The organism is Pseudomonas sp. C9-3, from assembly GCF_032392015.1.
Classification (GTDB): Bacteria; Pseudomonadota; Gammaproteobacteria; order Pseudomonadales; family Pseudomonadaceae; genus Pseudomonas; species Pseudomonas nitroreducens.
The window spans coordinates 3,392,187-3,416,953 of sequence record NZ_CP135919.1 but is presented as its reverse complement, the minus strand read 5'-3'; the positions used below and the strand labels follow the sequence as shown (position 1 = coordinate 3,416,953).

At 64.6% G+C, this 24,767-nt stretch carries 23 protein-coding genes, 1 other RNA gene and 1 pseudogene; 13 read left to right on the top strand and 12 right to left on the bottom strand.

All coding sequences use genetic code 11. From position 1 onward, the window contains the following. Positions 1-33 precede the first annotated feature (33 nt). From smc to RS899_RS15225, 5 genes are all read left to right on the top strand, one after another. Positions 34-3,522 (top strand): chromosome segregation protein SMC, encoded by a 3,489-nt coding sequence (gene smc / locus RS899_RS15245; protein ID WP_315807452.1) that lies wholly within the window; start codon positions 34-36, stop codon positions 3,520-3,522. 299 nt (positions 3,523-3,821) lie between these two features. Next, positions 3,822-4,712: a cell division protein ZipA gene (gene zipA / locus RS899_RS15240; RefSeq protein ID WP_024763911.1), complete on the top strand. Its 891-nt coding sequence runs from the start codon at positions 3,822-3,824 to the stop codon at positions 4,710-4,712. A gap of 87 nt (positions 4,713-4,799) precedes the next feature. Continuing rightward, positions 4,800-7,187 carry an NAD-dependent DNA ligase LigA gene (gene ligA, locus RS899_RS15235; RefSeq protein WP_315807451.1) on the top strand — a complete coding sequence of 796 codons (2,388 nt, stop codon included), beginning with the start codon at positions 4,800-4,802 and terminating at the stop codon, positions 7,185-7,187. A gap of 53 nt (positions 7,188-7,240) precedes the next feature. Continuing rightward, positions 7,241-7,519, top strand: a complete 279-nt coding sequence (locus RS899_RS15230; RefSeq protein WP_024763913.1) for an HU family DNA-binding protein — start codon at positions 7,241-7,243, stop codon at positions 7,517-7,519. A 74-nt stretch (positions 7,520-7,593) separates the two neighbouring features. Further along, complete coding sequence (locus RS899_RS15225) at positions 7,594-7,971, top strand: hypothetical protein (protein WP_054910404.1); 378 nt, start codon at positions 7,594-7,596, stop codon at positions 7,969-7,971. 6 nt (positions 7,972-7,977) lie between these two features. On the opposite strand, the gene RS899_RS15220 is transcribed toward RS899_RS15225, so the two are convergent. Next, complete coding sequence (locus RS899_RS15220; RefSeq protein WP_054910405.1) at positions 7,978-8,346, bottom strand: hypothetical protein; 369 nt, start codon at positions 8,344-8,346, stop codon at positions 7,978-7,980. Between the two features lie 241 nt (positions 8,347-8,587). Here RS899_RS15220 and ffs point away from each other — a divergent pair. After that, an RNA gene (ffs, locus tag RS899_RS15215) (signal recognition particle sRNA small type) lies at positions 8,588-8,684 on the top strand. A gap of 61 nt (positions 8,685-8,745) precedes the next feature. On the opposite strand, the gene RS899_RS15210 is transcribed toward ffs, so the two are convergent. Further along, positions 8,746-9,468 carry a substrate-binding periplasmic protein gene (locus RS899_RS15210; RefSeq protein WP_054910534.1) on the bottom strand — a complete coding sequence of 241 codons (723 nt, stop codon included), beginning with the start codon at positions 9,466-9,468 and terminating at the stop codon, positions 8,746-8,748. 152 nt (positions 9,469-9,620) lie between these two features. Between RS899_RS15210 and dnaX the strand changes: the two genes are divergently transcribed. The 3 genes from dnaX (at position 9,621) to recR (ending at position 13,045) form a co-directional block, all read left to right on the top strand. Beyond that, a complete protein-coding gene (gene dnaX, locus RS899_RS15205) occupies positions 9,621-11,831 on the top strand; it encodes a DNA polymerase III subunit gamma/tau (RefSeq protein WP_315807450.1) in 2,211 nt (736 codons plus the stop codon). Between the two features lie 37 nt (positions 11,832-11,868). Beyond that, positions 11,869-12,195 (top strand): YbaB/EbfC family nucleoid-associated protein, encoded by a 327-nt coding sequence (locus tag RS899_RS15200; RefSeq protein WP_017516839.1) that lies wholly within the window; start codon positions 11,869-11,871, stop codon positions 12,193-12,195. Positions 12,196-12,445: 250 nt separating this feature from the next. Next, the gene (gene recR, locus RS899_RS15195; RefSeq protein WP_024763918.1) at positions 12,446-13,045 is read left to right on the top strand and encodes a recombination mediator RecR; all 600 of its coding nucleotides are present in this window, start codon (positions 12,446-12,448) and stop codon (positions 13,043-13,045) included. A gap of 47 nt (positions 13,046-13,092) precedes the next feature. On the opposite strand, the gene RS899_RS15190 is transcribed toward recR, so the two are convergent. Beyond that, entirely contained in the window at positions 13,093-13,536 is a 444-nt protein-coding gene (locus RS899_RS15190) for a rhodanese-like domain-containing protein (protein WP_315807449.1), read from the bottom strand. Positions 13,537-13,629: 93 nt separating this feature from the next. Here RS899_RS15190 and ftrA point away from each other — a divergent pair, with 93 nt between their 5' ends. After that, positions 13,630-14,598 (top strand): transcriptional regulator FtrA, encoded by a 969-nt coding sequence (gene ftrA, locus RS899_RS15185; RefSeq protein ID WP_315807448.1) that lies wholly within the window; start codon positions 13,630-13,632, stop codon positions 14,596-14,598. Positions 14,599-14,673: 75 nt separating this feature from the next. Further along, entirely contained in the window at positions 14,674-15,822 is a 1,149-nt protein-coding gene (locus RS899_RS15180) for an acyl-CoA dehydrogenase family protein (RefSeq protein ID WP_315807447.1), read from the top strand. Between the two features lie 13 nt (positions 15,823-15,835). Here the strand turns inward: RS899_RS15180 and RS899_RS15175 are convergent, their stop codons facing one another. The 3 genes and pseudogenes from RS899_RS15175 to RS899_RS15165 form a co-directional block, all read right to left on the bottom strand. Next, positions 15,836-16,375 carry a CbrC family protein gene (locus RS899_RS15175; RefSeq protein ID WP_315807446.1) on the bottom strand — a complete coding sequence of 180 codons (540 nt, stop codon included), beginning with the start codon at positions 16,373-16,375 and terminating at the stop codon, positions 15,836-15,838. Positions 16,376-16,539: 164 nt separating this feature from the next. Next, positions 16,540-17,430: an SDR family NAD(P)-dependent oxidoreductase gene (locus tag RS899_RS15170; RefSeq protein WP_315807445.1), complete on the bottom strand. Its 891-nt coding sequence runs from the start codon at positions 17,428-17,430 to the stop codon at positions 16,540-16,542. After that, positions 17,427-19,018 (bottom strand): annotated as a pseudogene (locus tag RS899_RS15165) (flavin-containing monooxygenase). The gene RS899_RS15170 and the pseudogene RS899_RS15165 overlap by 4 nt, the downstream one beginning before the upstream one ends. Positions 19,019-19,095: 77 nt before the next feature. On the opposite strand from RS899_RS15165, the gene RS899_RS15160 reads away from it, so the two are divergent. Further along, positions 19,096-19,791, top strand: coding sequence for a TetR family transcriptional regulator (locus RS899_RS15160; protein WP_315807443.1), 696 nt, complete (start codon positions 19,096-19,098; stop codon positions 19,789-19,791). Between the two features lie 26 nt (positions 19,792-19,817). Next, entirely contained in the window at positions 19,818-20,213 is a 396-nt protein-coding gene (locus tag RS899_RS15155) for a GFA family protein (RefSeq protein ID WP_233297876.1), read from the top strand. A gap of 18 nt (positions 20,214-20,231) precedes the next feature. On the opposite strand, the gene RS899_RS15150 is transcribed toward RS899_RS15155, so the two are convergent. From RS899_RS15150 to RS899_RS15125, 6 genes are all read right to left on the bottom strand, one after another. Further along, positions 20,232-20,531, bottom strand: a complete 300-nt coding sequence (locus tag RS899_RS15150; RefSeq protein WP_315807442.1) for a cyd operon YbgE family protein — start codon at positions 20,529-20,531, stop codon at positions 20,232-20,234. Continuing rightward, positions 20,518-20,625: a cytochrome bd-I oxidase subunit CydX gene (cydX, locus tag RS899_RS15145; RefSeq protein ID WP_024763928.1), complete on the bottom strand. Its 108-nt coding sequence runs from the start codon at positions 20,623-20,625 to the stop codon at positions 20,518-20,520. The genes RS899_RS15150 and cydX overlap by 14 nt, the downstream gene beginning before the upstream one ends. Before the next feature lie 12 nt (positions 20,626-20,637). Next, complete coding sequence (cydB, locus tag RS899_RS15140; RefSeq protein WP_024763929.1) at positions 20,638-21,777, bottom strand: cytochrome d ubiquinol oxidase subunit II; 1,140 nt, start codon at positions 21,775-21,777, stop codon at positions 20,638-20,640. 7 nt (positions 21,778-21,784) lie between these two features. Next, the gene (locus RS899_RS15135) at positions 21,785-23,362 is read right to left on the bottom strand and encodes a cytochrome ubiquinol oxidase subunit I (RefSeq protein WP_315807441.1); all 1,578 of its coding nucleotides are present in this window, start codon (positions 23,360-23,362) and stop codon (positions 21,785-21,787) included. Further along, positions 23,359-23,565 carry a cytochrome oxidase putative small subunit CydP gene (gene cydP, locus RS899_RS15130; protein ID WP_315807440.1) on the bottom strand — a complete coding sequence of 69 codons (207 nt, stop codon included), beginning with the start codon at positions 23,563-23,565 and terminating at the stop codon, positions 23,359-23,361. Before cydP ends, RS899_RS15135 begins: the two co-directional genes overlap by 4 nt. Positions 23,566-23,735: 170 nt before the next feature. After that, positions 23,736-24,566: a metal-dependent hydrolase gene (locus RS899_RS15125; RefSeq protein ID WP_024763932.1), complete on the bottom strand. Its 831-nt coding sequence runs from the start codon at positions 24,564-24,566 to the stop codon at positions 23,736-23,738. Positions 24,567-24,767 lie beyond the last annotated feature (201 nt).

Genomic DNA, 24,767 nt, shown 5'->3' with positions numbered 1-24,767 from the left:
GCTCGCTACTAGAAGAACAAGGGGGGAGGGCGCATGCGGCTCAAGTGCATCAAGCTGGCGGGCTTCAAGTCCTTCGTCGATCCGACGACGGTCAATTTTCCGAGCAACATGGCGGCGGTGGTTGGTCCCAACGGCTGCGGCAAGTCCAACATCATCGACGCCGTTCGCTGGGTGATGGGTGAGAGTTCGGCGAAGAATCTCCGCGGCGAATCGATGACCGACGTCATCTTCAATGGCTCCAACACCCGCAAGCCGGTGACCCAGGCGTCCATCGAGCTGATCTTCGACAACTCCGACCAGACCCTGCTGGGCGAATACGCCAGCTACGCCGAGATTTCCATTCGCCGCCGCGTGACCCGTGACGGCCAGAACACCTACTTCCTCAACGGCACCAAGTGCCGGCGCCGGGACATCACCGACATCTTCCTCGGCACCGGCCTCGGGCCGCGCAGCTACTCGATCATCGAGCAGGGCATGATCTCCAAGCTGATCGAAGCCAAGCCCGAGGACCTGCGCAACTTCATCGAGGAAGCCGCCGGCATCTCCAAGTACAAGGAGCGCCGCCGCGAGACCGAGAACCGCATCCGCCGCACCCAGGAAAACCTCGCGCGCCTGACCGACCTGCGCGAAGAGCTGGAACGCCAGCTCGAACGTCTGCACCGCCAGGCCCAGTCGGCAGAGAAGTACCAGGAGTTCAAGGCCGAGGAACGTACCCTCAAGGCCCAGCTCGGCGCCCTGCGCTGGCGCGACCTGAACGAGCAGGTCGGGCAGAAGGAAAAGGTGATCGGCGACCAGGAAGTGGCCTTCGAGGCGCTGGTGGCCGAGCAGCGCAGCGCGGACGCGAGCATTGAGCGCCTGCGCGACGGCCACCACGAGCTGTCGGAAACCTTCAATCAGGTGCAGGGCCGCTTCTATTCCGTCGGCGGCGACATCGCCCGCGTCGAGCAGAGCATCCAGCACGGCCAGCAGCGCCTGCGCCAGTTGCAGGACGACCTGCGCGAGGCGGAGAAAACCCGCCAGGAAACCGAATCCCACCTGGGCCACGACCGCACGCTGCTGGCCACCCTGGCCGAAGAGCTGGAGCGCCTGGCCCCGGAGCAGGAAATCAGCGCGGCCGCCGCCGAAGAGGCCACCGTTGGCCTGGAAGAGGCCGAGCAGCGCATGCACGACTGGCAGCAGCGCTGGGATGCCTTCAACCAGCAGAGCGCCGAGCCGCGCCGCGAAGCCGAAGTGCAGCAGTCGCGCATCCAGCACCTGGAGCAGAGCCTGGAGCGCCAGGCCGAGCGGCAGCGCCGATTGAACGACGAACGCACACAACTGGCGGCTGACCCGGAAGACGCTGCGATCCTCGATTTGGGCGAGCAGGTTGCCGCCATCGAGTTGCTGCTGGAAGAGTCGCAGATCGAAGAGCAGGAACTGGCCGAGCGCCTGGAGCGCGTGCGCCAGTCCCTGCAGGAAAGCACTGCCGCGCAGCACCAGGCGCAGGGCGAGCTGCAACGCCTGAATGGCCGGATCGCCTCGCTGGAAGCCTTGCAACAGGCCGCGCTCGATCCGGGCGACGGCACTGCGCAGTGGCTGCGCCAACAGGGCCTGGAACAACGCCCGCGCCTCGCCGAAGGGCTGCGCGTGCAGCCGGGCTGGGAGATGGCGGTGGAAACCGTACTCGGCGCCGACCTGCATGGCGTGCTACTGGATGATGTGAAGGGGCTGCCGTTCGACGCGCTGGAGAAGGGCGAGCTGCGCCTGCTCGATCTGGCCGCTGGCGCCGTTTCCCGTCCCGGCAGCCTGCTGGACAAGGTCGAGACGAACGTCGACCTGAGCTACTGGCTGGGCCGCGTGCGCCCGGTTGAAACCCTGGACCAGGCGCTGGCCCAACGCGCATCGCTGGGCGACGGCGAGAGCCTGGTCAGCCGCGACGGCTACTGGGTCGGCCGCAACTTCCTGCGCGTGCGCCGCGGCGAATCCGCCGATGGTGGCGTGCTGGCGCGTGGGCAGGAGCTTGAGCGCCTCTATGTCGAGCGGGAGACGCTGGAACAGCGCCTCGCCGAGATCGACGAGCAGCTGGTGCGCTTGCGTGACGAGCAGCGCCAGGCAGAGGAAGGTCGTGACCAGGTGCGCCGCCGCCTGCAGGACGAAGGTCGCCGCCAGGGCGAATTGAAGGCGCAACTGTCCGCGCAGCAGGCCAAGGTTGAGCAGTTGACGTTGCGCCGGCGCCGTCTTGACGAAGAACTGGCCGAGCTGGCCGAACAGCACGCCATCGAGCAGGAGCAGCTGGGCGAAGCCCGCCTGAGCCTGCAGGAAGCACTGGACGCCATGGCGGTGGATACCGAGCGCCGCGAGTCGCTGCTCGCCGAGCGCGACGGCATGCGCGAAAAACTCGACCGCATCCGCCAGGAGTCCCGCCAGCACAAGGACCAAGCCCATCAGTTGGCTGTGCGCGTCGGTTCCCTGCGTGCCCAGCACGAATCCACCCGCCAGGCGCTGGAGCGCCTGGACAGCCAGGCGGTGCGCCTGGTCGAGCGCTGCGAGCAGCTCAACCTCAACCTGGAGGAAGGCGCCGCGCCGCTGGAAGAATTACGCATGCGGCTGGAAGAGCTGCTCGACCGGCGCATGGCAGTGGAGGACGAACTCAAGCACGCGCGTCTCGCCCTGGAAGATGCCGACCGCCAGTTGCGCGACGCCGAGAAACGCCGGACCCAGGCCGAGCAGCAGTCGCAACTGCTACGCGGCCAGTTGGAACAGCAGCGCATGGAGTGGCAGGCCCTGAGCGTGCGGCGCAAGTCGTTGCAGGAGCAGCTCCATGAGGACGGTTACGACCTGCACGGCGTACTGGGCACGCTGCCTCACGATGCCGCCGAGAAGATCTGGGAAACCCGCCTGGAAGAACTGGCCACGCGCATTGGCCGCCTGGGGCCGATCAACCTCGCGGCCATCGAGGAATACCAGCAGCAATCCGAGCGAAAACGCTACCTCGACGACCAGAACGACGACCTGGTGGAAGCGCTCGACACCCTGGAAAACGTGATCCGCAAGATCGACAAGGAAACTCGCAACCGCTTCAAGGAAACCTTCGACCAGATCAATGCTGGCCTTCAGGCATTGTTCCCCAAGGTTTTCGGCGGCGGTCACGCCTATCTGGAACTTACCGGCGAGGATCTACTCGATACCGGGGTGGCGATCATGGCGAGACCGCCGGGCAAGAAGAACAGCACCATCCATCTTCTGTCCGGTGGCGAGAAGGCCCTGACCGCCCTGGCGCTGGTATTTGCGATCTTCCAGCTGAACCCGGCACCGTTCTGCATGCTCGACGAGGTCGACGCGCCATTGGACGATGCCAACGTCGGCCGTTATGCGCGACTGGTGAAAGAGATGTCGGAGAAAGTGCAGTTCATCTATATCACCCACAACAAGATCGCCATGGAGATGGCCGACCAGTTGATGGGCGTGACCATGCACGAACCGGGTTGTTCGAGGCTGGTGGCGGTGGATGTGGAAGAGGCGGTGGCATTGGCCGAAGCCTGATCGCGCGGCAGAACTTGCAGCATGCTGGCAAGGTGCCGTGTTGTGTGTCTAAGGTATTGATTTGATTGGGATAGGTCGCATTCTCAAAGCGAAGGTGGGAAGCGCTATGAAAAGTTGCAAAGTGCGCGGCGGAGTGTCGCCATAGACAGTGTAAAGTTATGTGAGAGCGTGTTAGCTTAATGCCCACTTTTGTATCGCGTGGAAAACATCAGTCAGAACATGAAGTTGGCTCCACGTTTTCAAGGGATAGGATGTCCTTTTCTTCATCATCATTTTTTGTTCAGGGGCTACGGGATTAGATGGATATCGGTCTGCGCGAATGGCTGATCGTCATTGGGCTTATCGTGATCGCCGGCATTCTGTTCGACGGCTGGCGTCGCATGCGGGGTGGCAAGGGCAAGTTGCGGTTCAAACTGGATCGCCAGTTTGCCAACCAGCCCGATGACGGGGATGAAAGCACTCCTGAACTGCTCGGGCCTTCCCGGGTGGTCGAACACCGCGAGCCGGAACTGGACGAGGAAGACCTGCCCAAGGTCAGCGCCAAGGAGTCGCGCGGCAAGCGCCGTGGCGAACCGCGCCAGGGCGACCTGAACCTGGACGACCCGGCACCGAACCTGCTCGGCCCGCTGGACGAGGAAGATTTCCCGAACCCGCTGGACGAAGCGCCCCAGGAAAAGCCGAAGAAAGAGCGCAGGAAGGACAAGGAGCGTAGCGCTCCTGCTGCCCCGGCTGCCGCCTCTTCGGCGGCCCAGGCTCCGATCGACGAAGTGCTGATCATCAACGTCATCAGCCGTGACGAGGGTGGCTTCAAGGGGCCTGCGCTGCTGCAGAACATCCTGGAAAGCGGCCTGCGCTACGGCGAGATGGACATCTTCCATCGCCACGAGAGCATGGCTGGCAACGGTGAAGTGCTGTTCTCCATGGCCAACGCGGTCAAGCCGGGCACCTTCGATCTGGACAACATCGACCAGTTCAGCACCCGTGCGGTGAGCTTCTTCCTCGGCCTGCCGGGTCCGCGCCATCCCAAGCAGGCGTTCGACGTGATGATCGCCGCCGCCCGCAAGCTGGCCCAGGAGCTCAATGGCGAGCTGAAGGACGAGCAGCGCAGCGTGATGACTGCGCAGACTATCGAGCACTACCGTCAGCGCATCATCGATTTCGAACGACGCGCCCTGACCCAGAAGCGCTAAGCTTTCAGCACGCTGCACAGAAGCCCCAAGCGACCCTTGGGGCTTCGCATTTCTACCTCAAGCAGAAAAAGCCGCCGAGATTCCCGCATGACCGATTCCCAGACCGCTGCCGAACGCATCGCCCAGCTGCGCAGCGAACTCGACGACCATAACTACCGCTATTACGTGCTCGACGAGCCTAGCGTGCCGGACGTCGAGTACGACCGCCTGTTCCGCGAACTGAAGGCGCTGGAAGCTGAGCATCCCGAACTGATCACTCCCGAGTCGCCAACCCAGCGCGTCGGCGGCGCGGCCGCTTCGGCTTTCGGCGAAGTACGCCACGAAGTGCCGATGCTGAGCCTGGGCAACGCCTTCGAGGAGCAGGATCTCAACGATTTCGATCGCCGTGTGCGCGAGGGCCTGGCCGATCAGCTGCCTTCTTCCGATTTGTTCGGCGGCGGAGCCGAGGTGGAATACAGCTGTGAGCCCAAGCTCGATGGCCTGGCGGTCAGCCTGCTGTACGAAAATGGCGTGCTGACCCGCGGCGCCACCCGTGGCGATGGCACCACCGGCGAAGACATCAGCGTCAACGTGCGCACCATCCGCAACGTGCCGCTGCGCCTGAAGGGCGAGGGCTGGCCGGCGATTCTGGAAGTACGTGGTGAAGTGTTCATGTCCAAGGCCGGCTTCGAGGCGCTCAACGAGCGGCAGATGGAAGCGGGCGGCAAGACCTTCGCCAACCCGCGCAATGCTGCCGCCGGTAGCCTGCGCCAGCTGGATTCGAAGATCACCGCCAGCCGCCCGCTGGAATTCTGCTGCTACGGCTTTGGCCGGGTCGAGGGCGGCACGCTGCCAGGCACCCAGGTGGAGATCCTTGAGGCCTTGAAGGGCTGGGGTATCCCGATCAGCCGCGAGCTGAAGCTGGCCAAGGGTGTGGAGGGTTGCCGCGCCTATTACGAAGACATCGGGACGCGCCGCGACAGTCTCGCCTACGAAATCGACGGCGTGGTGTTCAAGGTCAACCGCACCGATTTCCAGCGCGAGCTGGGCTTCCGTGCCCGCGAGCCGCGCTGGGCCATCGCCCACAAGTTCCCGGCGCGGGAGGAGCTCACCGAGCTGCTGGACGTGGAATTCCAGGTCGGCCGCACCGGCGCGGTAACGCCCGTGGCGCGCCTCAAGCCGGTCCAGGTGGCCGGTGTGACCGTTTCCAATGCCACGCTGCACAACATGGACGAGGTCGCGCGCTTGGGCCTGATGATCGGTGACACTGTGATCATCCGCCGGGCCGGCGACGTGATTCCGCAGGTCATGCAGGTGGTCACCGAGCGCCGCCCGGCAGACGCGCGCCCGGTCGCAATCCCCACCCAGTGCCCGGTATGCGGCTCGCAGGTCGAACGTACTCAGCTGGTGAAGCGCAGCAAGGGCAAGGAGTCGGTCAGCGAGGGGGCCATCTACCGTTGCGTCGGACGACTGTTCTGCCAGGCGCAACTCAAACAGGCGATCATCCACTTCGTTTCGCGCCGCGCCATGGATATCGACGGCCTCGGCGACAAGATCGTCGAGCAACTGGTGGACAAGGGCCTGGTGAAGTCGCCGGCCGATCTCTACACCCTGACCTTCGAGCAGGTCATCGAGCTGGAAGGCTTCGCCGAAGTCTCCACGCGCAATCTGCTCGCTGCCATAGCCGACAGCCGCAAGCCGGCGCTGGCACGCTTCGTCTTCGCCCTGGGTATCCCGGACGTGGGCGAGGAAACGGCCAAGCTGCTGGCACGCTCCCTGGGCTCGCTGGCGCGCATCCAGAAGGCGCTGCCGGAGGTGCTGACCTACCTGCCTGATGTGGGCGGTGAAGTGGCCTATGAGATCCACAATTTCTTCGATGACGAGCACAACCGCAGCGTGATCCAGCAACTGCTGGAGCGTGGCGTCGAGCTGCAGGACGAGGGCGAGGTATCGGCCGAGTTCGCTGCCGTCGCCACCCTGGCAGGCTTCATCGACAAGCTGAACATTCCCTTCATCGCCGCCACTGGCGCCGAGAAGCTTGCGGACCGCACCGGCAGCCTCGACGCGCTGGTTGCCCTCAGCCAGGACTGGCTGGACCTCAGCACCCTGAAAGGAGTGAACGAGAAGGCCAGGCAGTCGGTGCGCGAATACTTCGCCGATGCCGCCCGCGTCGAGCGGGCCAAGGCCGTCGAGGCGCAGCTGGCGGAGTTCGGCATGCACTGGCGCAGCGAGCGCAAGGTCGTCGAAGGCCTGCCGCTGGCGGGCCAGACCTGGGTGCTCACCGGCACGCTGGAGGCCATGAGCCGCGACGTCGCCAAGGAAAAGCTGGAAAGCCTGGGCGCCAAGGTGGCCGGCTCCGTCTCTGCCAAGACCCATTGTGTCGTTGCCGGACCGGGAGCAGGTTCAAAGTTGGCCAAGGCTCAGGAACTTGGCGTCGCCGTAATGGACGAAGAGCAGCTGATCAAGCTGCTGGCCGACCACGGCATCGGCGCCTGACACGCCTTCCTTTCAATCAAAGAATCAAGATCAACGCATCAAGGAGTCATTCCATGCCCATGACCAAGGACCAACTGGTTCGCGATATCGCCGAATCCCTCGACCTGACCCAGGCCGCCGTGCGCGGCGTGTTCGAGCAACTGGCGCAGATCGCCCAGGACGCCCTGGAGAACGACGGTGAGCTGACCCTGCCGGGTATCGGCAAGCTCAAGGTCAGCGAACGCGCCGCCCGTACCGGCCGCAACCCGCAGACCGGCAAGACCATCGAGATCGCCGCGAAGAAGGCCGTGCGCCTGGTGCCCGCCAAGGCCCTGGTCGACAGCCTGAACTGATCGGCAGGCCCGTTCGGCCTCTGCGTTGCGATGCAGGACGGGACGGGCCATTCCATTGGTTGACGGAGAGCGAGATGGACAAGGCAAGAAAGCAGCGCCTGCTCGGCGTAGGGGCACTGGTGCTGTTGTTCGGGGCTTACGTGGCCTGGACCGAGCGCCCGCAGATCGTCCTGCATTACGAGGCGCAGGGTGGCCCGGCGGTCAGCTACAGCTACAAGGAAAACGGCGAGGAAACCCTCGCGGGCGAGATCAAGCCTGGTGACGCGCGAACCTTCCCGCTGCGCCTGTGGCGTTCCGGGGAATATCGCGTTGCCTTCCAGTTCCACCAGGGCGCGGAGCGCTACTCCACCTTCAGCACCCGTCCGGGCTACAGCAAGATGGACCTGTTCATCGGGCCGAACCTGGAAGTTTCTACCCAGCCCCGGCCCGAGGGTCTGTTGCAGGCGCAGTAAGACCGGTTACAGGTACTCGGCCACCAGCACGACATTGCGCTTGTCCGCGGAAATGCCGCCCTCGGCAATTTCGCGGATGACGCTTTCGGCATCGCCGTTGGCGGTGATTTCCTGCCCCAGTGATCTCCCCTGGGTATCGGTGAGGCGATAGCTCACGCTGGGCAGCGCTCCGCGCGGCTCATTCAGCGTCATCGTCATGGTCTGGCTGCAGCCGCTCAGATGCACCCGTGCGCTGCTGGCGGTAACTTCGCTGAGGCCGACCTGGCAGGTCGGTTCGACAACGGCGCCGCTGAAGCGAATGATGCCGTCGTAGGCCATCAGCGGGCTGGAGAAGAGCAGCGCAATCAGAGTGGTGGATCGCAGGGCAGCGGACATGTGGGCATTCCTCGCTCGGTCAGGGTCCGTCATTAATCGACGGCTCTCCCATAAGCGTCGGCGCAACTAGAAATTTCTTAATGTCTCGTAGGCAGATTCTCTTAATGAATAGCCGAATACGTGACTAGCCTCAGGAATTTCCCGAAGGATGTCGCTAAGTGCTTGAAGTACTTGTAAGTTGCGCTCAAGCCGCTACAATGGCGCGGCTCGCCGGACTGGCGAGCTCTCGCGATGGTGGCCCTGTCGGTCCCCCCGCAACGATTACTCGCTTACCTGGTCAGGTCCGGAAGGAAGCAGCCAAGGCGGGGACATTGTGTGCCGGGGTGTGGCTGGCGGGGCCGCCTCCATTTCGGGGCCTGGAAAATGGCCCGCCTCGCGTCCTGTCGAGCGCTGCCCGTCTCAGCGGTAGTGATCCAGGATCTGCTCGATCTTCCCCGACGCCTTGATCTTTGCCAGCACCGAGAGCACCTCCTCGGCGCGGACTTCGGGCGCGTCCAGCACCATGCATGACAGCGGGGTCTCCTCGATCACGCTGGCGGTTCTCAGGCGCTCCGCCTCGGGCAGATCACGGTTGAACCAGTTCAGCGCGAACTCGCTGCTGATCGCATATTGATAACGTCCGATGCGCAGCTTCTTCAGCACCAGCTCCTGGTTGCGCGCGTCGTCGCGGATCAGCCAGTGGCTGTCCAAAAGCGGCTGCAGGCGTGGGTAGTGGTAGCCCAGCACCGTGCCGATGGACTGGCTGGGGAGGGTTTCGAGGTTGTCCGCAGGGGCGTCGCGGACCACCAGCAGGTCGCGCTGCAGCATCAATGGTGCCGTCCAGCGGTAGTCCTTGAACTCGTGCTCGATCCAGGTGCGCGAGACGTAGCAGCGCACGTCCACGGAGTGAGTGAGCAGCGCCTGTTCGATGCGGGCGCGGGGCACGATGTGGAACGCCGGCGTCCGTCCAAGCTCGTGGGCCGTCTCGTTGAACAGCTCGAACAGGATGCCGCCGGTCAGTTCGCCATTTTCGATCTGCGCCAGCGGCATCGCCCAGCTGTCGACCACCGAGAAGCGCAGGGGACGGTCGTCGGCCTGGGCGAGGGTGGCGGTCAGCAGCAGGGCGGTGGCGAGGAAGCGCATCAAGGCTCCGTTGATGGCAGAACGACGACACAATGCCGTGTAGCCCGGCCCTTGCCAAGATGCGACAACGTCCGGTGCGGACATCGAGTGCAATTTACGGTCCGCTTCGCTAGGATTAGCGCACTTCTGCTCACCTGTCGCGATGGATTTCAATGAGTTATCAGGTTCTTGCCCGCAAATGGCGTCCGCGCTCGTTCCGCGAAATGGTCGGCCAGACCCATGTGCTCAAGGCCCTGATCAACGCGCTGGACAATCAGCGCCTGCACCACGCCTACCTGTTCACCGGGACCCGCGGCGTGGGCAAGACCACCATCGCGCGCATCCTGGCCAAGTGCCTGAACTGCGAGACCGGCGTCAGCTCCGCTCCGTGCGGACAGTGCTCGGTGTGCCGCGAGATCGATGAGGGCCGTTTCGTCGACCTGATCGAAGTCGACGCCGCCAGCCGCACCAAGGTCGAGGATACCCGCGAGCTGCTCGACAACGTGCAGTACTCGCCGAGTCGCGGGCGCTACAAGGTCTACCTGATCGACGAAGTGCACATGCTCTCCAGCCACAGCTTCAACGCCCTGTTGAAGACCCTGGAGGAGCCGCCGCCTCATGTGAAGTTCCTGCTCGCCACCACCGACCCGCAGAAGCTGCCGGTCACCATCCTCTCGCGCTGCTTGCAGTTCTCCCTGAAGAACATGCCGCCGGAGCGCGTGGTGGAACACCTGACCCACGTGCTGGGTGCCGAGAACGTGCCGTTCGAGGACGATGCGCTGTGGCTGCTCGGCCGCGCTGCCGACGGCTCCATGCGTGACGCCATGAGCCTCACCGACCAGGCCATCGCCTTCGGCGAAGGCAAGGTGCTGGCCGCCGATGTGCGCGCCATGCTCGGCACCCTGGATCACGGGCAAGTCTACGGCGTGCTTCATGCGCTGCTGGAAGGCGATGCCCGCGCGTTGCTGGAGGCGGTACGCCACTTGGCCGAGCAGGGCCCGGACTGGGGCGGCGTGCTGGCCGAGATACTCAACGTGTTGCACCGCGTGGCCATTGCCCAGGCGCTGCCCGAAGCGGTGGACAACGGCCAGGGCGACCGCGACCGTGTGCTGGCGCTGGCCCAGGCCTTGCCAGCCGAGGACGTGCAGTTCTACTACCAGATGGGCCTGATCGGCCGCCGCGACCTGCCGCTGGCGCCCGATCCCCGTGGTGGCTTCGAGATGGTCCTGTTGCGCATGCTGGCGTTCCGCCCGGCGGATGCCGACGGCGCACCGAGGTCACCACTAAAGGACCTGGGGATCAGCAAGGCCACGGCTGATTCCAACCAGAACCCAGTGGCCGGCGCCGCCGTTGCGGCGCCGGTTGCATCCATTGCTGCTCCGGCTGTTGCGCCTGCACCGGTAGTGCCGGTAGTGCCGGTAGTGCCGGTAGTGCCGGTTGCTGCGGTTGTGCCTGCTGTTGCCGCGCCTCAGCCGGCTCCGGCTCCGGCTGCGCAAGCCGAACCTGTCGTTGCGTCGACTCCGGTTGTCCAACCTGTGCCTGTGCCTGTGCCTGTGCCTGTGCCTGTGCCTGAGCCGGCTCCGGTGGAGCCGGAAGCCGCCGTGCAACTCGAGCCGACGGCGCCGGTTGCCGAACCGGAACAAGCCGTCGCCGAGGCGCCGATCGATCTGCCGTGGGACGAACCTGCCGCACCGGTTGCCGCGGTTCCAGCGCCAGTCGAGACTGCTGCACCTGCACCTGCACCTGCACCTGCACCTGCACCTGCAGTTGCAGTTGCCACGCCGGCACCGGCGGAAGCGCCTGCGCCCAAGGTCGAAGAGCCGGCCCCGATGATCGCCGAAGTTCCGGCCGAGGACGACGACCGCGATGACGAGCCGCCGCCCGCCGAGGACTACTACGAAGTCGACATGGAGTCCTACGGCTACCTCGAAAACGAGGCGCCGCAGGAGCAGGCCGAGCCCGAACCCGAGCCAGCTGCCATGCCGGCAACCGGCCTGGCTGCCGAGTGGCTGGACCTGTTCCCGCGCCTGGGCCTGGCCGGCCTGACCGCCAGCATCGGCGCCAACTGCACGCTGGTCGCTGTCGAGGGCGATACCTGGCACCTGCACCTGGATCCGGGCCAGAGCGCGCTGTTCAACGCGACCCAGCAGCGTCGCCTGAACGATGCGCTGAACCAGTTCCACGGCCGCACGCTGACCCTTCAGGTGACCCAGCAGAAGCCCGAGCAGGAAACCCCGGCCCAGGCCGCCGCGCGCAAGCGCGCCGAGCGCCAGCGCCAGGCCGAGGCGTCGATCGCCGCCGACCCTTATGTGCTACAGATGAAGCAACAGTTCGCCGCGGTCGTCCGCGACGGTACTATCGAACCCCTGGAGGCCAAGGCTTGAGCCTGGGTCGACGACTGAACGAATCGAGGAACTCGACATGATGAAAGGTGGCATGGCCGGCCTGATGAAGCAGGCCCAGCAGATGCAGGAAAAGATGCAGAAGATGCAGGAAGAGCTGGCCAACGCCGAAGTGACCGGTCAATCCGGCGCCGGCCTGGTGAGCGTGGTGATGACCGGTCGCCACGACGTCAAGCGCGTCTCCCTGGATGACAGCCTGATGCAGGAAGACAAGGAAATCCTCGAGGACCTGATCGCCGCCGCGGTGAACGATGCCGTGCGCAAGATCGAGCAGAACAACCAGGAGAAGATGTCCGGCATGACCGCTGGCATGCAATTGCCGCCCGGCTTCAAAATGCCCTTCTGAGTTTGATCGTGCCGCCCATGCTCGGCGCATGGCGGCGTTGCCGTCGGGTTCGGAATCCTCATGTGCTGCAGCACACTCCGCTTCCTCACCCGACGGCGCCTTGCCCTGCTTGGGCCTGAGCGGCCCATGGGCTGACTTCTTCGTTTCCTGTTTTCCAAAAGAGAATGCACTTGCCTTCCGGCTTGCCAAGTATGTGAGCGCGAACCGTGCGTTCCTTCGTTCTAATACTCCCGAAATTCGAGACCGCCCCATGAGCTTCACGCCGCTGATCCGCCAACTGATCGACGCCCTGCGCACCCTGCCCGGAGTGGGGCAGAAGAGTGCCCAGCGCATGGCGCTGCAGCTGCTGGAGCGTGATCGCAGCGGCGGCCTGCGCCTGGCGCAGGCGCTGACCCAGGCGATGGAAGGCGTTGGCCACTGCAAGCAGTGCCGTACGCTGTCGGAAGACGAGTTCTGCCCGCAGTGCACCGACCCGCGCCGCGATGACAGCCTGCTGTGCGTGGTGGAAGGGCCGCTGGACGTGTTTGCCGTCGAGCAGACCGGTTATCGCGGCCGCTACTTCGTGCTCAAGGGACACCTGTCGCCGCTGGATGGCCTGGGCCCGGAAGCCATCGGCATTCCTGAGCTTGAGGCGCGAATCAAGGCCGGCAGTTTCAGCGAGATCATTCTCGCCACCAACCCCACGGTGGAAGGCGAGGCGACCGCCCACTACATCGCCCAGTTGCTGGGCGGCGGTGACCTGGTGCTGTCGCGTATCGCCCACGGCGTGCCGCTGGGTGGCGAACTGGAACTGGTGGACGGCGGCACGCTGGCCCACGCCCTGGCAGGACGCCGGCCGATCAGCAACTGACAGATTCGAACAAGGCCGGAGAGATTCCGGCCTTGTTGCATTCGGGGTCAGCAGGCGCAGCTGATGCCATGACTGTCGGCACACCGCGATTCCTCCACTGCGCCAACCAGCGCCAGCCCCTCGTCCAGCCAGCCAGTCACGCCACCGATCATCTCCTTCACCGGCAGGCCCAGCGCTGCGAGCTTAGCGGCAGCGCGGTGCACGCCGTTGCAGTGCGGGCCTGCGCAGTAGACGACGAACAGGGTACCCGCCGGAAACTGCGCCATGCGTCGTGCGTCGATCTCCCGTGTTGGCAGGTTCAGCGCGCCGGGTACATGGCCACGGGCGAAGGCAGCGGCGTTGCGCACATCGAGCAGGACGAAATCCTGCTCGCCGTTCTGCAGGGCGTCGTTCACGTCCGAGCAGTCGGTCTCGAAGGCCAGCCGATGGCTGAAATGGACAAGGGCGTCGGCGGGCAGGGCGGCGGGGAATTGGCTGACAAGGCTTGGCATGACAAGGCTCCTGGGGAAGATGGGACCACTGTATGCAGCCGTGAAAGCCGGCTAAAGTGGCGGGCTGGACAGTGATCGGAAGTTTTCCGCCAAATGCAGCGTGATCCCCTCGCAGTGGCCGTTCTCGCTTACGACGGCCTGTGCACCTTCGAGTTCGGCATCGCCGTTGAGATCTTCGGCCTGCCGCGCCCGGAATTCGACTTTCCCTGGTACTGCCACCGCATCGTTGCCGTCGACGCCGGACCGATGCGCGCCATGGGCGGCATTCACGTGCTGGCCGATGGCGGGCTGGAGGCGCTCGAAACGGCTGGCACTATCATCGTGCCGGGCTGGCGGGACCGCGCCGAGGCGCCGTCCGCTGAGCTGGTACAGGCGCTGCGCAAGGCCCACGACCAGGGCGCACGGCTGCTGTCGATCTGCTCGGGCGTCTTCGTCCTGGCAGCCACCGGTTTGCTCGACGGCCAGCGTGCCACCACGCACTGGCGCTATGCCGAGGAACTGGCCGAACGCTTCCCTGGCATCGAAGTGGATGCGCAAGTGCTCTATGTCGATGCCGGACAGGTGATTACCTCCGCCGGCAGTGCAGCGGGCATCGATGCCTGCCTGCATCTGGTGGCGCGGGATTTCGGCGTACAGGTGGCCAATAACGTGGCCCGCCGGCTGGTCATGTCGCCGCAACGCGCCGGCGGCCAGGCGCAGTTCATCCCCGCGCCCGTGGCCCAGGCGCCCCGGCACGATCTCGCCGGGCTGCTGGATTGGGCCCGCCAGCGTCTGGACCGATCGATCTCGGTGGGCGAACTGGCCAGCCGCGTGGCGATGAGCGAACGCACTTTCCTGCGCCGCTTCAGCGAAGCCACTGGCATGACGCCCAAGGCGTGGTTGCAGCACGAGCGTATGGCGCGAGCCCGTGAACTGCTGGAAGGCAGCACCGACAGCGTCGAGCGAATCGCCGAGCAATGCGGCTTCGGCACCGTGGAAAGCTTCCGCAACGCCTTTCGTGGCGCGGCCGGGGTGGCACCATCGATTTACCGCGAGCGATTCGGGACGGCGTATCTGTCCTAGCCGATGGCGGGTGTCTCGCCTTGTAAACCAAGCAAGCGCTAGGTAAGTTTCACGCAAACCGTCTGGAGCCTTGCCATGTCCGTGTTCACCGAGTACTTCGATGACAGCCACCGCCTGGTCCGCGACAGCGTACGGCGCTTCGTCGAGCGGGAAATCCTGCCCCATGTCGCTGACTGGGAGGAGGCCGAGGAGTTTCCCCGCGAGCTGTACCGCAAGGCCGGCGAGGCGGGCATCCTTGGCATCGGCTATCCGGAGGCGCTTGGCGGCAGCCACGAGGGCGATCTGTTCGCCAAGGTGGCAGCCAGCGAAGAGCTGATGCGCTGCGGCTCCGGTGGGCTGGTGGCGGGGCTGGGCTCGCTGGATATCGGCCTGCCGCCCTTGATCAAGTGGGGCCGCCCGGAGCTGCGTGAACGCATCGCGCCGCAGGTGCTGGCTGGCGAGAAGATCATGGCGCTGGCGGTCACCGAGCCGTCCGGCGGCTCCGACGTAGCCAGCCTGAAGACCCGCGCCGTGCGTGATGGCGACCACTACCGCGTGAGCGGCAGCAAGACCTTCATCACCAGCGGTGAGCGCGCTGACTACTACACCGTGGCCATCCGCACTGGCGGCGACGGCTTTGGTGGCGTCAGCCTGCTGCTGGTGGAGAAGGGCACTCCCGGCTTCACGGTCAGCCGCAAGCTGAAGAAGATGGGTTGGTGGGCATCGGACACCGCCGAACTGTTCTTCGACGACTGCAAGGTGCCGGCGGAAAACCTGATCGGCGCCGAGAACATGGGCTTCGCCTGCATCATGGCGAACTTCCAGAGCGAGCGCCTGGCGCTGGCGATCATGGCCAACATGACTGCTCAGCTCGCCCTGGATGAAGCGCTGGCGTGGTGCCGCGAGCGCGAGGCGTTCGGCAAGCCGATCGGTAAGTTCCAGGTGCTCAAGCATCGCTTGGCGGAAATGGCCACTCAGGTCGAAGTGTCCCGAGAGTTTACCTATCGGCAGGCGGCGAAGATGGCGGTGGGCAAGAGCGTGATCAAGGAAATCTCCATGGCCAAGAACTTCGCCACCGACATCGCCGACCGGGTGACCTACGACGCGGTGCAGGTGCTGGGCGGCATGGGCTACATGCGCGAGAGCCTGGTGGAGCGGCTGTACCGCGACAACCGCATTCTCTCCATCGGCGGCGGCACGCGGGAGATCATGAACGAAATCATCGCCAAGCAGATGGGGCTTTGAGATGCCCTGGGGCTCAGGTGAAGTCCATCCCGTAGTGCGTCTTGCCGCAATGCAGGCAGCGGAAGTGATAGATCGCCGGGTTGCCCGCTGGCTCGTAGTGCTCGATCACCTGTAGCCAGGTTTTTTCCGGCCAGCCGAAGTCGGCGAAGTGCCCGGCCAGTTCGGCGGCGCCGAGGGCGATGATGTCCTCCCGCCTGGCGTCGCCGTGGAAGGCGCAGGCGTCGCCGCAGCAGTTCAGCCAATGCTCTTGCTGCCAGGAGGCGAACCCCGGCGTGCGTTCGCAGACTTCGCGCACCACGGCATCGGGGACTCCGGCGTCCAGCAGCGGGTAGTCATCGGCGAAGCTGGCCTCGAAACGCTCTGCAGCGCTGCCGTCGGCGATGCAGCAGGGACACAGGCAGTTTTCCGGCAGGTCGTGTCGTGTGTACACCGAGGCGGTGTAGACGTAGCCGCGCTTTTGTCCGCAACACAGGCAGGTTTCTGCCGAGGCAACCACGCTACCGGTGGAAAGCGGTTCGGGGTGGTAGCGGAAGGTGGGCAGTGTCTGGCTCATGGTCGTCATCCCTGGTGTTGTTCCCTGGCAGCGGCTTGCCAGTATAAACAGCGATAAGCGAATGACGGGGCGTCCTGGCAACGGAAAAAAAACGGCGTCCATCCGGGGGTAAGGGGGATGGGCGCCGGTCCGACAGGGAAAAAGGGACTCGTGAGATTGGCCCGCTACTTGGCCTCGTAGCCCTCGGCGGCTGGCTTGCGCTTGGGTTTCGGAGCGAAGCGCTTGGCCAGCTTCATGCTGCCGGTGACCACCTTCTGGTACCAGACCGGCAGCAGGCGCAGCATTACGTCGATGGCGTGGGCATCCGGGCCGATCAGGATGCGCCGCGCATCACGCTCTACGCCGCGAATGATCACCTGCGCAGCTTTCTGCGGCGTAGTGCGCAGCAACTGGTCGTTGAACTGGGTGCGGGCCTGCTCGGTGTTCTGCCCGGTGACCTTGACCATGCTGTCGTTCATCCGCGCGGTCTTGGCGATATTGGTCTTGATGCCGCCGGGGTGAACACAGCTGGCCGAAACGCCTGCGCGCTCCATGTCCAGCTCCTGGCGCAGCGACTCGGTGAAGCCGCGTACGGCGAACTTGGTGGCGTTGTAGGCGCTCATGCCAGGCTGGGAGAACAGCCCGAACACGCTGGAAACGTTGACGATGTGGCCGTCACCGGATGCCTTCAGGTGTGGCAGGAAGGCCTTGGTGCCGTAGACCACGCCCCAGAAGTTGATGCTGGTGATCCACTCGTACTCTTCATAGTCGCTGGCTTCCACGGTGCCGGCGTGGGCGACGCCGGCGTTGTTGAACACCAGGTTGACCTTGCCGTGCTCGCGGGCGGCCTTGTCGGCCCAGGCATGCACCTGCTCGCGGTCGGCGACGTTCACGGTGTCGAGGGACACGCGCACGCCGGTGGAGGAGAGCAGTTGGCGGGTTTCTTCCAGGCCCGCGGCATTCACGTCCGCCAGGGCCAGGTGGCAGCCGCGGGAGGCCAGTTCGATGGCCAGGGCGCGACCGATACCCGAACCCGCGCCGGTGATCGCGGCAACCTTGTTCTCGAAGTTCTTCATGCCGGCACCTCTTCTGCGTGGCGTTGGGGTTGGACGACAGGGCTGGACAGCGGCTTGGATTTCAAATGATAGGCGCTGGGATCGAATTGGCTGGTCAGCGCGCGGAAGCGCCAGGTGAAGCCCGGCCATAGAGTGCAGTTGCGCCCGCTCACCGGGTGCAGGTACCAGCTCTTGCAGCCGCCGGTGTTCCACACGCTGTGGTTGAGGCCGCGCTGCAGCTTGGCGTTCCACTGGTCCTGGACGTCACTCTTGACCTCCACGCTCTGCAGCTCGCGGCGGTCCATCAGCTTGATGGCGCCCAGCACGTAGGAGATCTGCGACTCGATCATGTAGACCATGGAGTTGTGGCCCAGACCGGTGTTCGGGCCCATGAGGAAGAACAGGTTGGGGAAGCCGCGGGTCATGGTGCCCTTGTAGGCTTCCGGGCCGTTCTGCCAGGTATCGAGCAGGTCCACGCCGTCCTTGCCGAATACCACGCCACGCGGGATCGGGTCGTTGGCGGTGAAGCCGGTACCGAAGATGATGGCGTCCACCTGCCGCTCGCGACCGTCGGCGGTGATGATGCTGCCGGCCCTGATCTCGCGGATGCCGTCGACGATCACCGAGGCGTTGGAGGCGGCCAGTGCCGGGTAGTAGTTGTGCGACATGAGCACGCGTTTGCAGCCGATGGTGTAGTCCGGGGTCAGCTTGCGGCGCAGGTCCGGGTCCTTGACCTGCTGGCGGATGAAGCGCTCGGCCAGCCTGCCCACCAGTTTCATTGCCCAGGGCGCGAAGGTGAAGCCCAGCACACGGCCTTCGAGCATGCTGTAGAGGGCGCCGCGCCAGAGCTTCTGTACCGCCGGGAAGTGACGGAAGCGCGCACGCTCCTTCTCGCTGATGGCGCGGTCCGGCTTGGGCAGGATCCACGGTGCGGTGCGCTGGTAGAGATCGAGCTTGGCCACCAGCGGCTGGATTTCCGGGACGAACTGGATGGCCGAGGCGCCGGTGCCGATCACCGCCACGCGCTTGCCCTTGAGGTCATAGTCATGGTCCCACTGCTGCGAGTGGAAGGCCTTACCCTGGAAGTTCTCCAGGCCCTTGAGCGCCGGGATGGACGGAATCGACAGGGCGCCCATGCCCGAGACCACGGCTTTGGCGGTGTAGTGGTTGCCGGCGGCGTCGAACAGGTGCCAGAGCTGCTGCTCGTCGCTCCACTCGAAACGCGCCATCTCGGTGTTGAGCAGCGTCTTGTCTTCCAGCCGGTACTTCTTCCAGCAGTTCTCCAGGTAGGCGCGGATCTCCGGCTGGCGGGCGAACATGCGCGTCCAGTCCGGGTTCGGCTCGAAGGAGAAGGAGTACACGTGGGATTGCACGTCACAGGCGCAGCCCGGGTAGTTGTTGACCCGCCAGGTACCGCCGACACCGGCGTCCTTTTCGAACAGCAGGAAATCGTTCTCGCCTTCCTGCTTCAGGCGGATCGCCATGCCCAGGCCGGAAAACCCGGTACCGATGATGGCGACCTTGCAGTGTCGGGGGGCAGTCTTTGGTTGGGTTCTCACAACCGTACTCATGGCCACGCTCCTGTTATGATTATTGCTGGCGTATACAACTGTCTACGTGATAGGAATGTAGACATCTGTATACCATTGCAACAACCAACCTTCGGTGGGGTCGGGCACGAAACTCATGGAAATCGGACAGGAAGAACGGCCGGCGGAAGCGGCGGGTAAGCGAGCGCTCATCGATGCCGCGCTGCGCCTGGCGGCCAGTCGACGCAGCCTGAGCAGCCTGGGGTTGCGGGAGCTGGCACGGGAAGCAGGACTGAACCCGAACACCTTCTATCGGCACTTCGGTGACGTGGATGACCTGGGCCTGGCGATCATCCGTGACATCGCCACCCAGTTGCGCCAGCCGTTGCGCGACCTGCGCCGCGAGGCAGCCGAACGCGCCCTGCCGGGGGCAGGCGCGGCCAGCGTGCCGTTCGGCCTGGACTTTGAACGCGGCCAGCGCGTAACCCGGGAGACGGTGCGGCTGTTCTTCGATTTTGTCGAGCGCAACCCGCAAGCCTTCATCATTGGCGTGCGCGAGCTGCACGGGCCGTCGCCGATGCTGCGCGAAGCGCTGGCGCGGGTGATGGACGAGTTCGGCGAGGACATGGCCGAAGACATCCGCCAATTCCATCTGCTGCCGGACGTCGAGGTGGGCGAACTGGACCAGTTGTCGCGGCTGATCAGCCGGCAGCTGTTCCAGCAATCGCTGGACTACCTGGAGCGTCCACCGGAATTGCGTGAGGAAGCCTGCGCCCTGGCCGAGCGACAAATCCTGTTGCTCTTCACCGGTGTCGCGGTGCTGCAGACCTTCGGCATGCTGGCTAGGCTCTGAGTCTTTGCTGATTGTGGGAGATTGCCATGTTGCCTTTGCCCCTGTTCGGCGGCTGCGCCTGCGGCGCGGTGCGCTATCGCGTGGATGCGCAACCGGAGGAAACCGGCTATTGCCACTGCCGCATCTGCCAGAAAGCCAATGCCGCGCCGGCTGTTCCGTGGGCGGTGATTCCGCTGACGGGGTTTGCCTACACCGCCGGCGAACTCGGCCTGTGGCGCTCCAGTGAAGACGGTGAGCGGCGCTTCTGCGTGAAGTGCGGTACGCCCATGGAGTTCCGCGTGCGTGACGGTGAAACGGTAGGGCTGAACATCGTCACCCTGGACGAGCCAGAGCGGATCGAGCCGCAGTGCCACGTATGGTGTTCGTCGCAGCTGTCGTGGTTCGACACGGTCGATGACCTGCCGCGGCGCTCCGAGGGTTGAAATGAGCCCGTCGTGGTTCTACAGGCCCAATTGCGCCTTGAGCAGGAGCGCGTAGCCCAGCGCCATCAGTGCCCAGCCGCACAGCGGCCCGAACACCCAGCGCCAGGGCAGGCTGCGTGGGTCGAAGCCCACCCCGTGGACGAAACCGGCGCTGACCCCGAGCATCGCCAGCATCAGCAGGCCATGGCTGTAGCGGCCCTGGGTGTCGAGCATGGCGGCGGGATGGATCAGCAGGACCAGCGCCAGGGGAATTGCCAGTAGCAGTGACAGGGTGCGGCTGGCGGGGTGGCGCAGGAGGGCTGCGTCAGTCGTCGTCACTGTCCAGATCCTGGGTGGTTTCCAGCCACAGCGCATTGATGATGCCGAAGCTGCAGGCCAGCAGGACGCCGAGTATCCAGGTGAAGTACCACATGCGGTTGCTCCTTCAGTAGAGGCCGTGGGAGTTGGCTTCGATGTGCTTGCGGTTCAGGCGGCCCCACATCTTCACGTAGCCCCACAGCGTGTAGCAGAGGATCAGCGGCACGAAGATGCAGGCCACGACGAACATGATGCCCAGGGTCTTGTGGCTGGAAACCGCGTCCCACATCGTGAGGCTCGCCGCCGGGTTCTCGCTGGAGGGGAAGACGAAGGGGAACAGCGCAAAGCCTGCCGTGCACAGGGTGCCGATGATTGCCAGGGCGCTGCCCAGGAAGGTCAGGCCGCCGCGCCCGCCGCTGGCCGCGGCCAGGGCCAGCAGGCCGCCGAGGATGCCGACGATGGGAGCGGCGATGGTCGCGGGGTAGGCGTGGTAGTTGGCCAGCCAGCCGGCGTTGGACAGCGCAACTTCCTTGTTCAACGGGTTCAGCACCGCATTGCCGTCGATGCTCGAGAGCAGGGCGAAGCCGTTCATGCCCAGGCTGACCCAGGCACCGGCAGCGATGAAGGTCAGCAGGTAGACCAGTGCGCACAACTGCGCGGCCCGCCTGGAGCGCTCAGCCAGTTCTCCGTCGGTGCGCAGCATCAGCCAGGCGCCGCCGTGCAGGCAGAGCATGCTCAGGCTGACCACTCCGGCGAGCAGGGCAAAGGGGTTGAGCAGGGCGAAGAAGCTGCCGTGGTAGGACGGCCGCATCATCTCATCGAGGGTGAAAGGCAGGCCCTGGAACAAGTTGCCGAAGGCCACGCCGAACACCAGTGCCGGGACGAAGCCACCGACGAACAGCGCCCAGTCCCAGACCGCACGCCAGCGCTGGTTTTCCAATTTGCTGCGGTAGTCGAAACCGACGGGGCGGCAGAACAGGGCGAAGAGCACCAGCAGCATCGCCCAGTACAACCCGGAGAACGCGGTGGCATAGACCATCGGCCAGGCGGCGAACAGGGCGCCGCCGGCGGTGATGAACCAGACCTGGTTGCCGTCCCAGTGCGGGGCGATGGTGTTGATCGCCACCCGTCGTTCGCTGTCGGTCTTCGCCACGAAGGGCATGAGTGCCATGGCGCCCATGTCGAAGCCATCGGTGAGGGCGAAGCCGATCAGCAGCACACCGATCAGCACCCACCAGGTCAGTTTCAGCGTTTCGTAGTCCATGATCGTCTCCTTACGCCGTGGCCGCGCCGCTGGCGGTATGGCCCTGCTCGAAGTGGTAACGGCCGGTGTGCAGGCTCGATGGGCCGAGGCGGGCGAACTTGATCATCAGGTACATCTCCACCACCAGCAGCAGGCTGTAGAAGGCGATCAGCGCCAGCAGCGAGCCCCAGACATCGCCGGTGCTGAGGCTGGAAGCCGACAGGTGCACCGGCAGTACCTCACCGATGGACCAGGGCTGGCGGCCGTGTTCTGCGACATACCAGCCGGTCTGCGCGGCCAACCAGGGCAGTGGCAGGCTCCACAGCGCCCATTTGAGCAGCCAGCGCTTGCGCTCCTCGTTCTTGCGCGCCGAGGCGTAGAACGCACAGGCGAACAGGGCGAGCATGAGGAACCCGCAGCCGACCATGATGCGGAAGCTGAAGAACAGGGTGAACACATCGGGGATGGTGTCGAGGGTGGCCAGGCGAATCTGCTCTTCGGTCGCGTCCACCACCTCGGGTGTGTACTTCTTCAGCAGCAGACCGTAGCCGAGATCGTTCTTCACCTGATTGAACTGCGCCAGGGTAGCCTCGGATTTGTCACCGCCGCGCAGCTTCTGCAGCAGGGCATAGGCGGTCATGCCGTGACGGATACGCGCCTCGTGCTGCACCAGCAGGTCTTTGATCCCGGTGACCTCCTTGTCCAGTGAGCGAGTGGCGATCAGGCCGAGCACATAGGGGATCTTGATCGCGTAGTCGGTGCGCTGCTCCTCCTGGTTGGGCAGGCCGATCAGAGTGAAACCGGCGGGGGCGGGGTGGGTTTCCCATTCCGCCTCGATGGCCGCCAGCTTGGTCTTCTGTACGTCGCCGATCTCATAGCCCGACTCGTCGCCAAGAATGATCACCGAGAGGATCGAGGCCAGGCCGAAGGCCGAGGCGATGGCGAAGGAGCGCCGGGCGAAGCCCTGGTCGCGCTTCTTCAGCAGGTAGTAGCTGGAGATGGCGAGGACGAAGATCGCCCCGGTGACGTAGCCGGCGGCGACGGTATGGACGAACTTGACCTGGGCCACCGGGTTGAACAGCAGCGCACCGAAGTCGGTGAGCTCCATGCGCATGGTCTGGAAGTTGAACTCCGCGCCCACCGGGTTCTGCATCCAGCCATTGGCGATCAGGATCCACAGCGCCGAAAGGTTCGAGCCCAGCGCCACCAGCCAGGTCACCGACAGGTGCTGGACCTTCGACAGGCGGTCCCAGCCGAAGAAGAACAGGCCGATGAAGGTCGATTCGAGGAAGAAGGCCATCAGGCCTTCGATGGCCAGCGGCGCGCCGAAGATGTCACCGACGTAGTGGGAGTAGTAGGCCCAGTTGGTGCCGAACTGGAACTCCATGGTCAGCCCGGTGGTGACCCCCAGGGCGAAGTTGATGCCGAACAGCTTGCCCCAGAACTGGGTCATGTCCTTGTACACCTGCTTGCCGGTCATCACGTAGACCGATTCCATGATCGCCAGCAGGAAGGCCAGGCCGAGGGTCAGCGGCACGAACAGGAAATGGTACATGGCGGTCATCGCGAACTGCAGGCGCGACAGGTCTACGACGGCTTCGGAAATCATCGGGTGCTCTCCTTCTCGGCGTCGCTCGGGCGGCTGTCGCCGAGCAGGTGCTGGCTGGTGACGCGGGAGCCGTCATCGGGGACGGTGGGCTGGTCGAACCAGACGGCCTTGATGACCAGCAGCAGGGTCAGCTTGATCAGCAGGATGAGGGTCAGCTCACGGACGAGCGGGACCTTCCAAGGGGAGGGGGCTTGGTGGGGCATCTAACCTCCTTGGCTCGCAATTCGTGACGTGGTTCTGCTTGAACTGCGCGTTCCATTGGGCTCCGGAAACCCTGCTCAGTGTAGTGACTGGTTGTCGCAGTGCGCGGTGAAAATGAAAAACGCCAGGCGATGCCTGGCGTTTTTCGACGTTGAGGGCGGTTTGGCGAAGATCAGCCAGCGAAGTCCAGCTGCTCTTTCCAGCGGGTTTCCAGCGCCTTGGTATCGTGGTCGAAGGGGTGGAAGCCGGGACGGAAATAGTCCAGCCAGGGGCGGATCAGGTTGACGAAGTAGCCGCGGCGCGGGTGCAGCAGCACGCCCAGGCCATGCTTCCAGCTGCGCCAGTTGAACAGCTGGCCATCGCGGCGCAGCAGATTTATCTGGAAACCGGCGATGACGCTGAGGAAGATCACGGTGGTCAGCAGCATGACCGCGGTGCGGGTGAAGTAGCCGCCGTAGACCTGCTGGTAGACATCGTAGGCCACTGCCTTGTGCTCGTTCTCTTCGACGGCATGCCACATCCACAGCTTGTACATCTTGTCCGACTTCATCTGGCCGCTCAGGTCTTCACGCTTGAGCAGTTGTTCGGCCATGGTCGCGGTGAAGTGTTCCAGAGCGCAGGTGATCGCCAGCTGATGCTTCTTGGTGGTGACCTTGCTGATGGATTCGAGCAGTACCTTGATGCGCAGTTCCAGGGTTTCCAGGTCGATGCCGTGCTCGTCGGCGTACTCGTTGTAGGCCGCGTGCTCCTTGGAGTGCATGGCTTCCTGGCCGATGAAGGCGCTGACGTCCTTCTGCAGCTGCGGGTCCTGGATGCGCTCGCGGACCGCGCGCACGCTGTCGACGAAGAATTTCTCGCCGTAGGGGAACAGAGAGGACAGGTTGTTCATGAAGTGGGTCATGAAGGGTTGCCCGTCCCACCAGTACTTCGGGGTTTCACTGAAGGTGAAATCCATGCGACGGACCGGGAAGTTGGCGCGAATCGGCGTGGTACTGGCGTTCATGACTAACTCCTTGTTGTTGTGCGGGCGGGAGCGAGGCGCGTGGCAGGTGCGGCACCCCAGGCAGGCCCTGTCGTTAGTTCGCGATGCCACTTTCGAATGTGTCATCGGTTGATGTCATGTTCGGAGTCTTGTCGGACAATCGCCAGGTCATATCTGGCCGCGGCGGGGTCGTATCAGGCCAAAGCGGCCATCACCAGCCAT

Bases quoted from the DNA above. Each gene is read 5' to 3' on its own strand.
- smc (WP_315807452.1), top strand. From the start codon at position 34: ATGCGGCTCAAGTGCATCAAGCTGGCGGGCTTCAAGTCCTTCGTCGAT.
- zipA (WP_024763911.1), top strand. From the start codon at position 3,822: ATGGATATCGGTCTGCGCGAATGGCTGATCGTCATTGGGCTTATCGTG.
- ligA (WP_315807451.1), top strand. From the start codon at position 4,800: ATGACCGATTCCCAGACCGCTGCCGAACGCATCGCCCAGCTGCGCAGC.
- RS899_RS15230 (WP_024763913.1), top strand. From the start codon at position 7,241: ATGCCCATGACCAAGGACCAACTGGTTCGCGATATCGCCGAATCCCTC.
- RS899_RS15225 (WP_054910404.1), top strand. From the start codon at position 7,594: ATGGACAAGGCAAGAAAGCAGCGCCTGCTCGGCGTAGGGGCACTGGTG.
- RS899_RS15220 (WP_054910405.1), bottom strand. From the start codon at position 8,346: ATGTCCGCTGCCCTGCGATCCACCACTCTGATTGCGCTGCTCTTCTCC.
- RS899_RS15210 (WP_054910534.1), bottom strand. From the start codon at position 9,468: ATGCGCTTCCTCGCCACCGCCCTGCTGCTGACCGCCACCCTCGCCCAG.
- dnaX (WP_315807450.1), top strand. From the start codon at position 9,621: ATGAGTTATCAGGTTCTTGCCCGCAAATGGCGTCCGCGCTCGTTCCGC.
- RS899_RS15200 (WP_017516839.1), top strand. From the start codon at position 11,869: ATGATGAAAGGTGGCATGGCCGGCCTGATGAAGCAGGCCCAGCAGATG.
- recR (WP_024763918.1), top strand. From the start codon at position 12,446: ATGAGCTTCACGCCGCTGATCCGCCAACTGATCGACGCCCTGCGCACC.
- RS899_RS15190 (WP_315807449.1), bottom strand. From the start codon at position 13,536: ATGCCAAGCCTTGTCAGCCAATTCCCCGCCGCCCTGCCCGCCGACGCC.
- ftrA (WP_315807448.1), top strand. From the start codon at position 13,630: ATGCAGCGTGATCCCCTCGCAGTGGCCGTTCTCGCTTACGACGGCCTG.
- RS899_RS15180 (WP_315807447.1), top strand. From the start codon at position 14,674: ATGTCCGTGTTCACCGAGTACTTCGATGACAGCCACCGCCTGGTCCGC.
- RS899_RS15175 (WP_315807446.1), bottom strand. From the start codon at position 16,375: ATGAGCCAGACACTGCCCACCTTCCGCTACCACCCCGAACCGCTTTCC.
- RS899_RS15170 (WP_315807445.1), bottom strand. From the start codon at position 17,430: ATGAAGAACTTCGAGAACAAGGTTGCCGCGATCACCGGCGCGGGTTCG.
- RS899_RS15160 (WP_315807443.1), top strand. From the start codon at position 19,096: ATGGAAATCGGACAGGAAGAACGGCCGGCGGAAGCGGCGGGTAAGCGA.
- RS899_RS15155 (WP_233297876.1), top strand. From the start codon at position 19,818: ATGTTGCCTTTGCCCCTGTTCGGCGGCTGCGCCTGCGGCGCGGTGCGC.
- cydX (WP_024763928.1), bottom strand. From the start codon at position 20,625: ATGTGGTACTTCACCTGGATACTCGGCGTCCTGCTGGCCTGCAGCTTC.
- RS899_RS15135 (WP_315807441.1), bottom strand. From the start codon at position 23,362: ATGATTTCCGAAGCCGTCGTAGACCTGTCGCGCCTGCAGTTCGCGATG.
- cydP (WP_315807440.1), bottom strand. From the start codon at position 23,565: ATGCCCCACCAAGCCCCCTCCCCTTGGAAGGTCCCGCTCGTCCGTGAG.
- RS899_RS15125 (WP_024763932.1), bottom strand. From the start codon at position 24,566: ATGAACGCCAGTACCACGCCGATTCGCGCCAACTTCCCGGTCCGTCGC.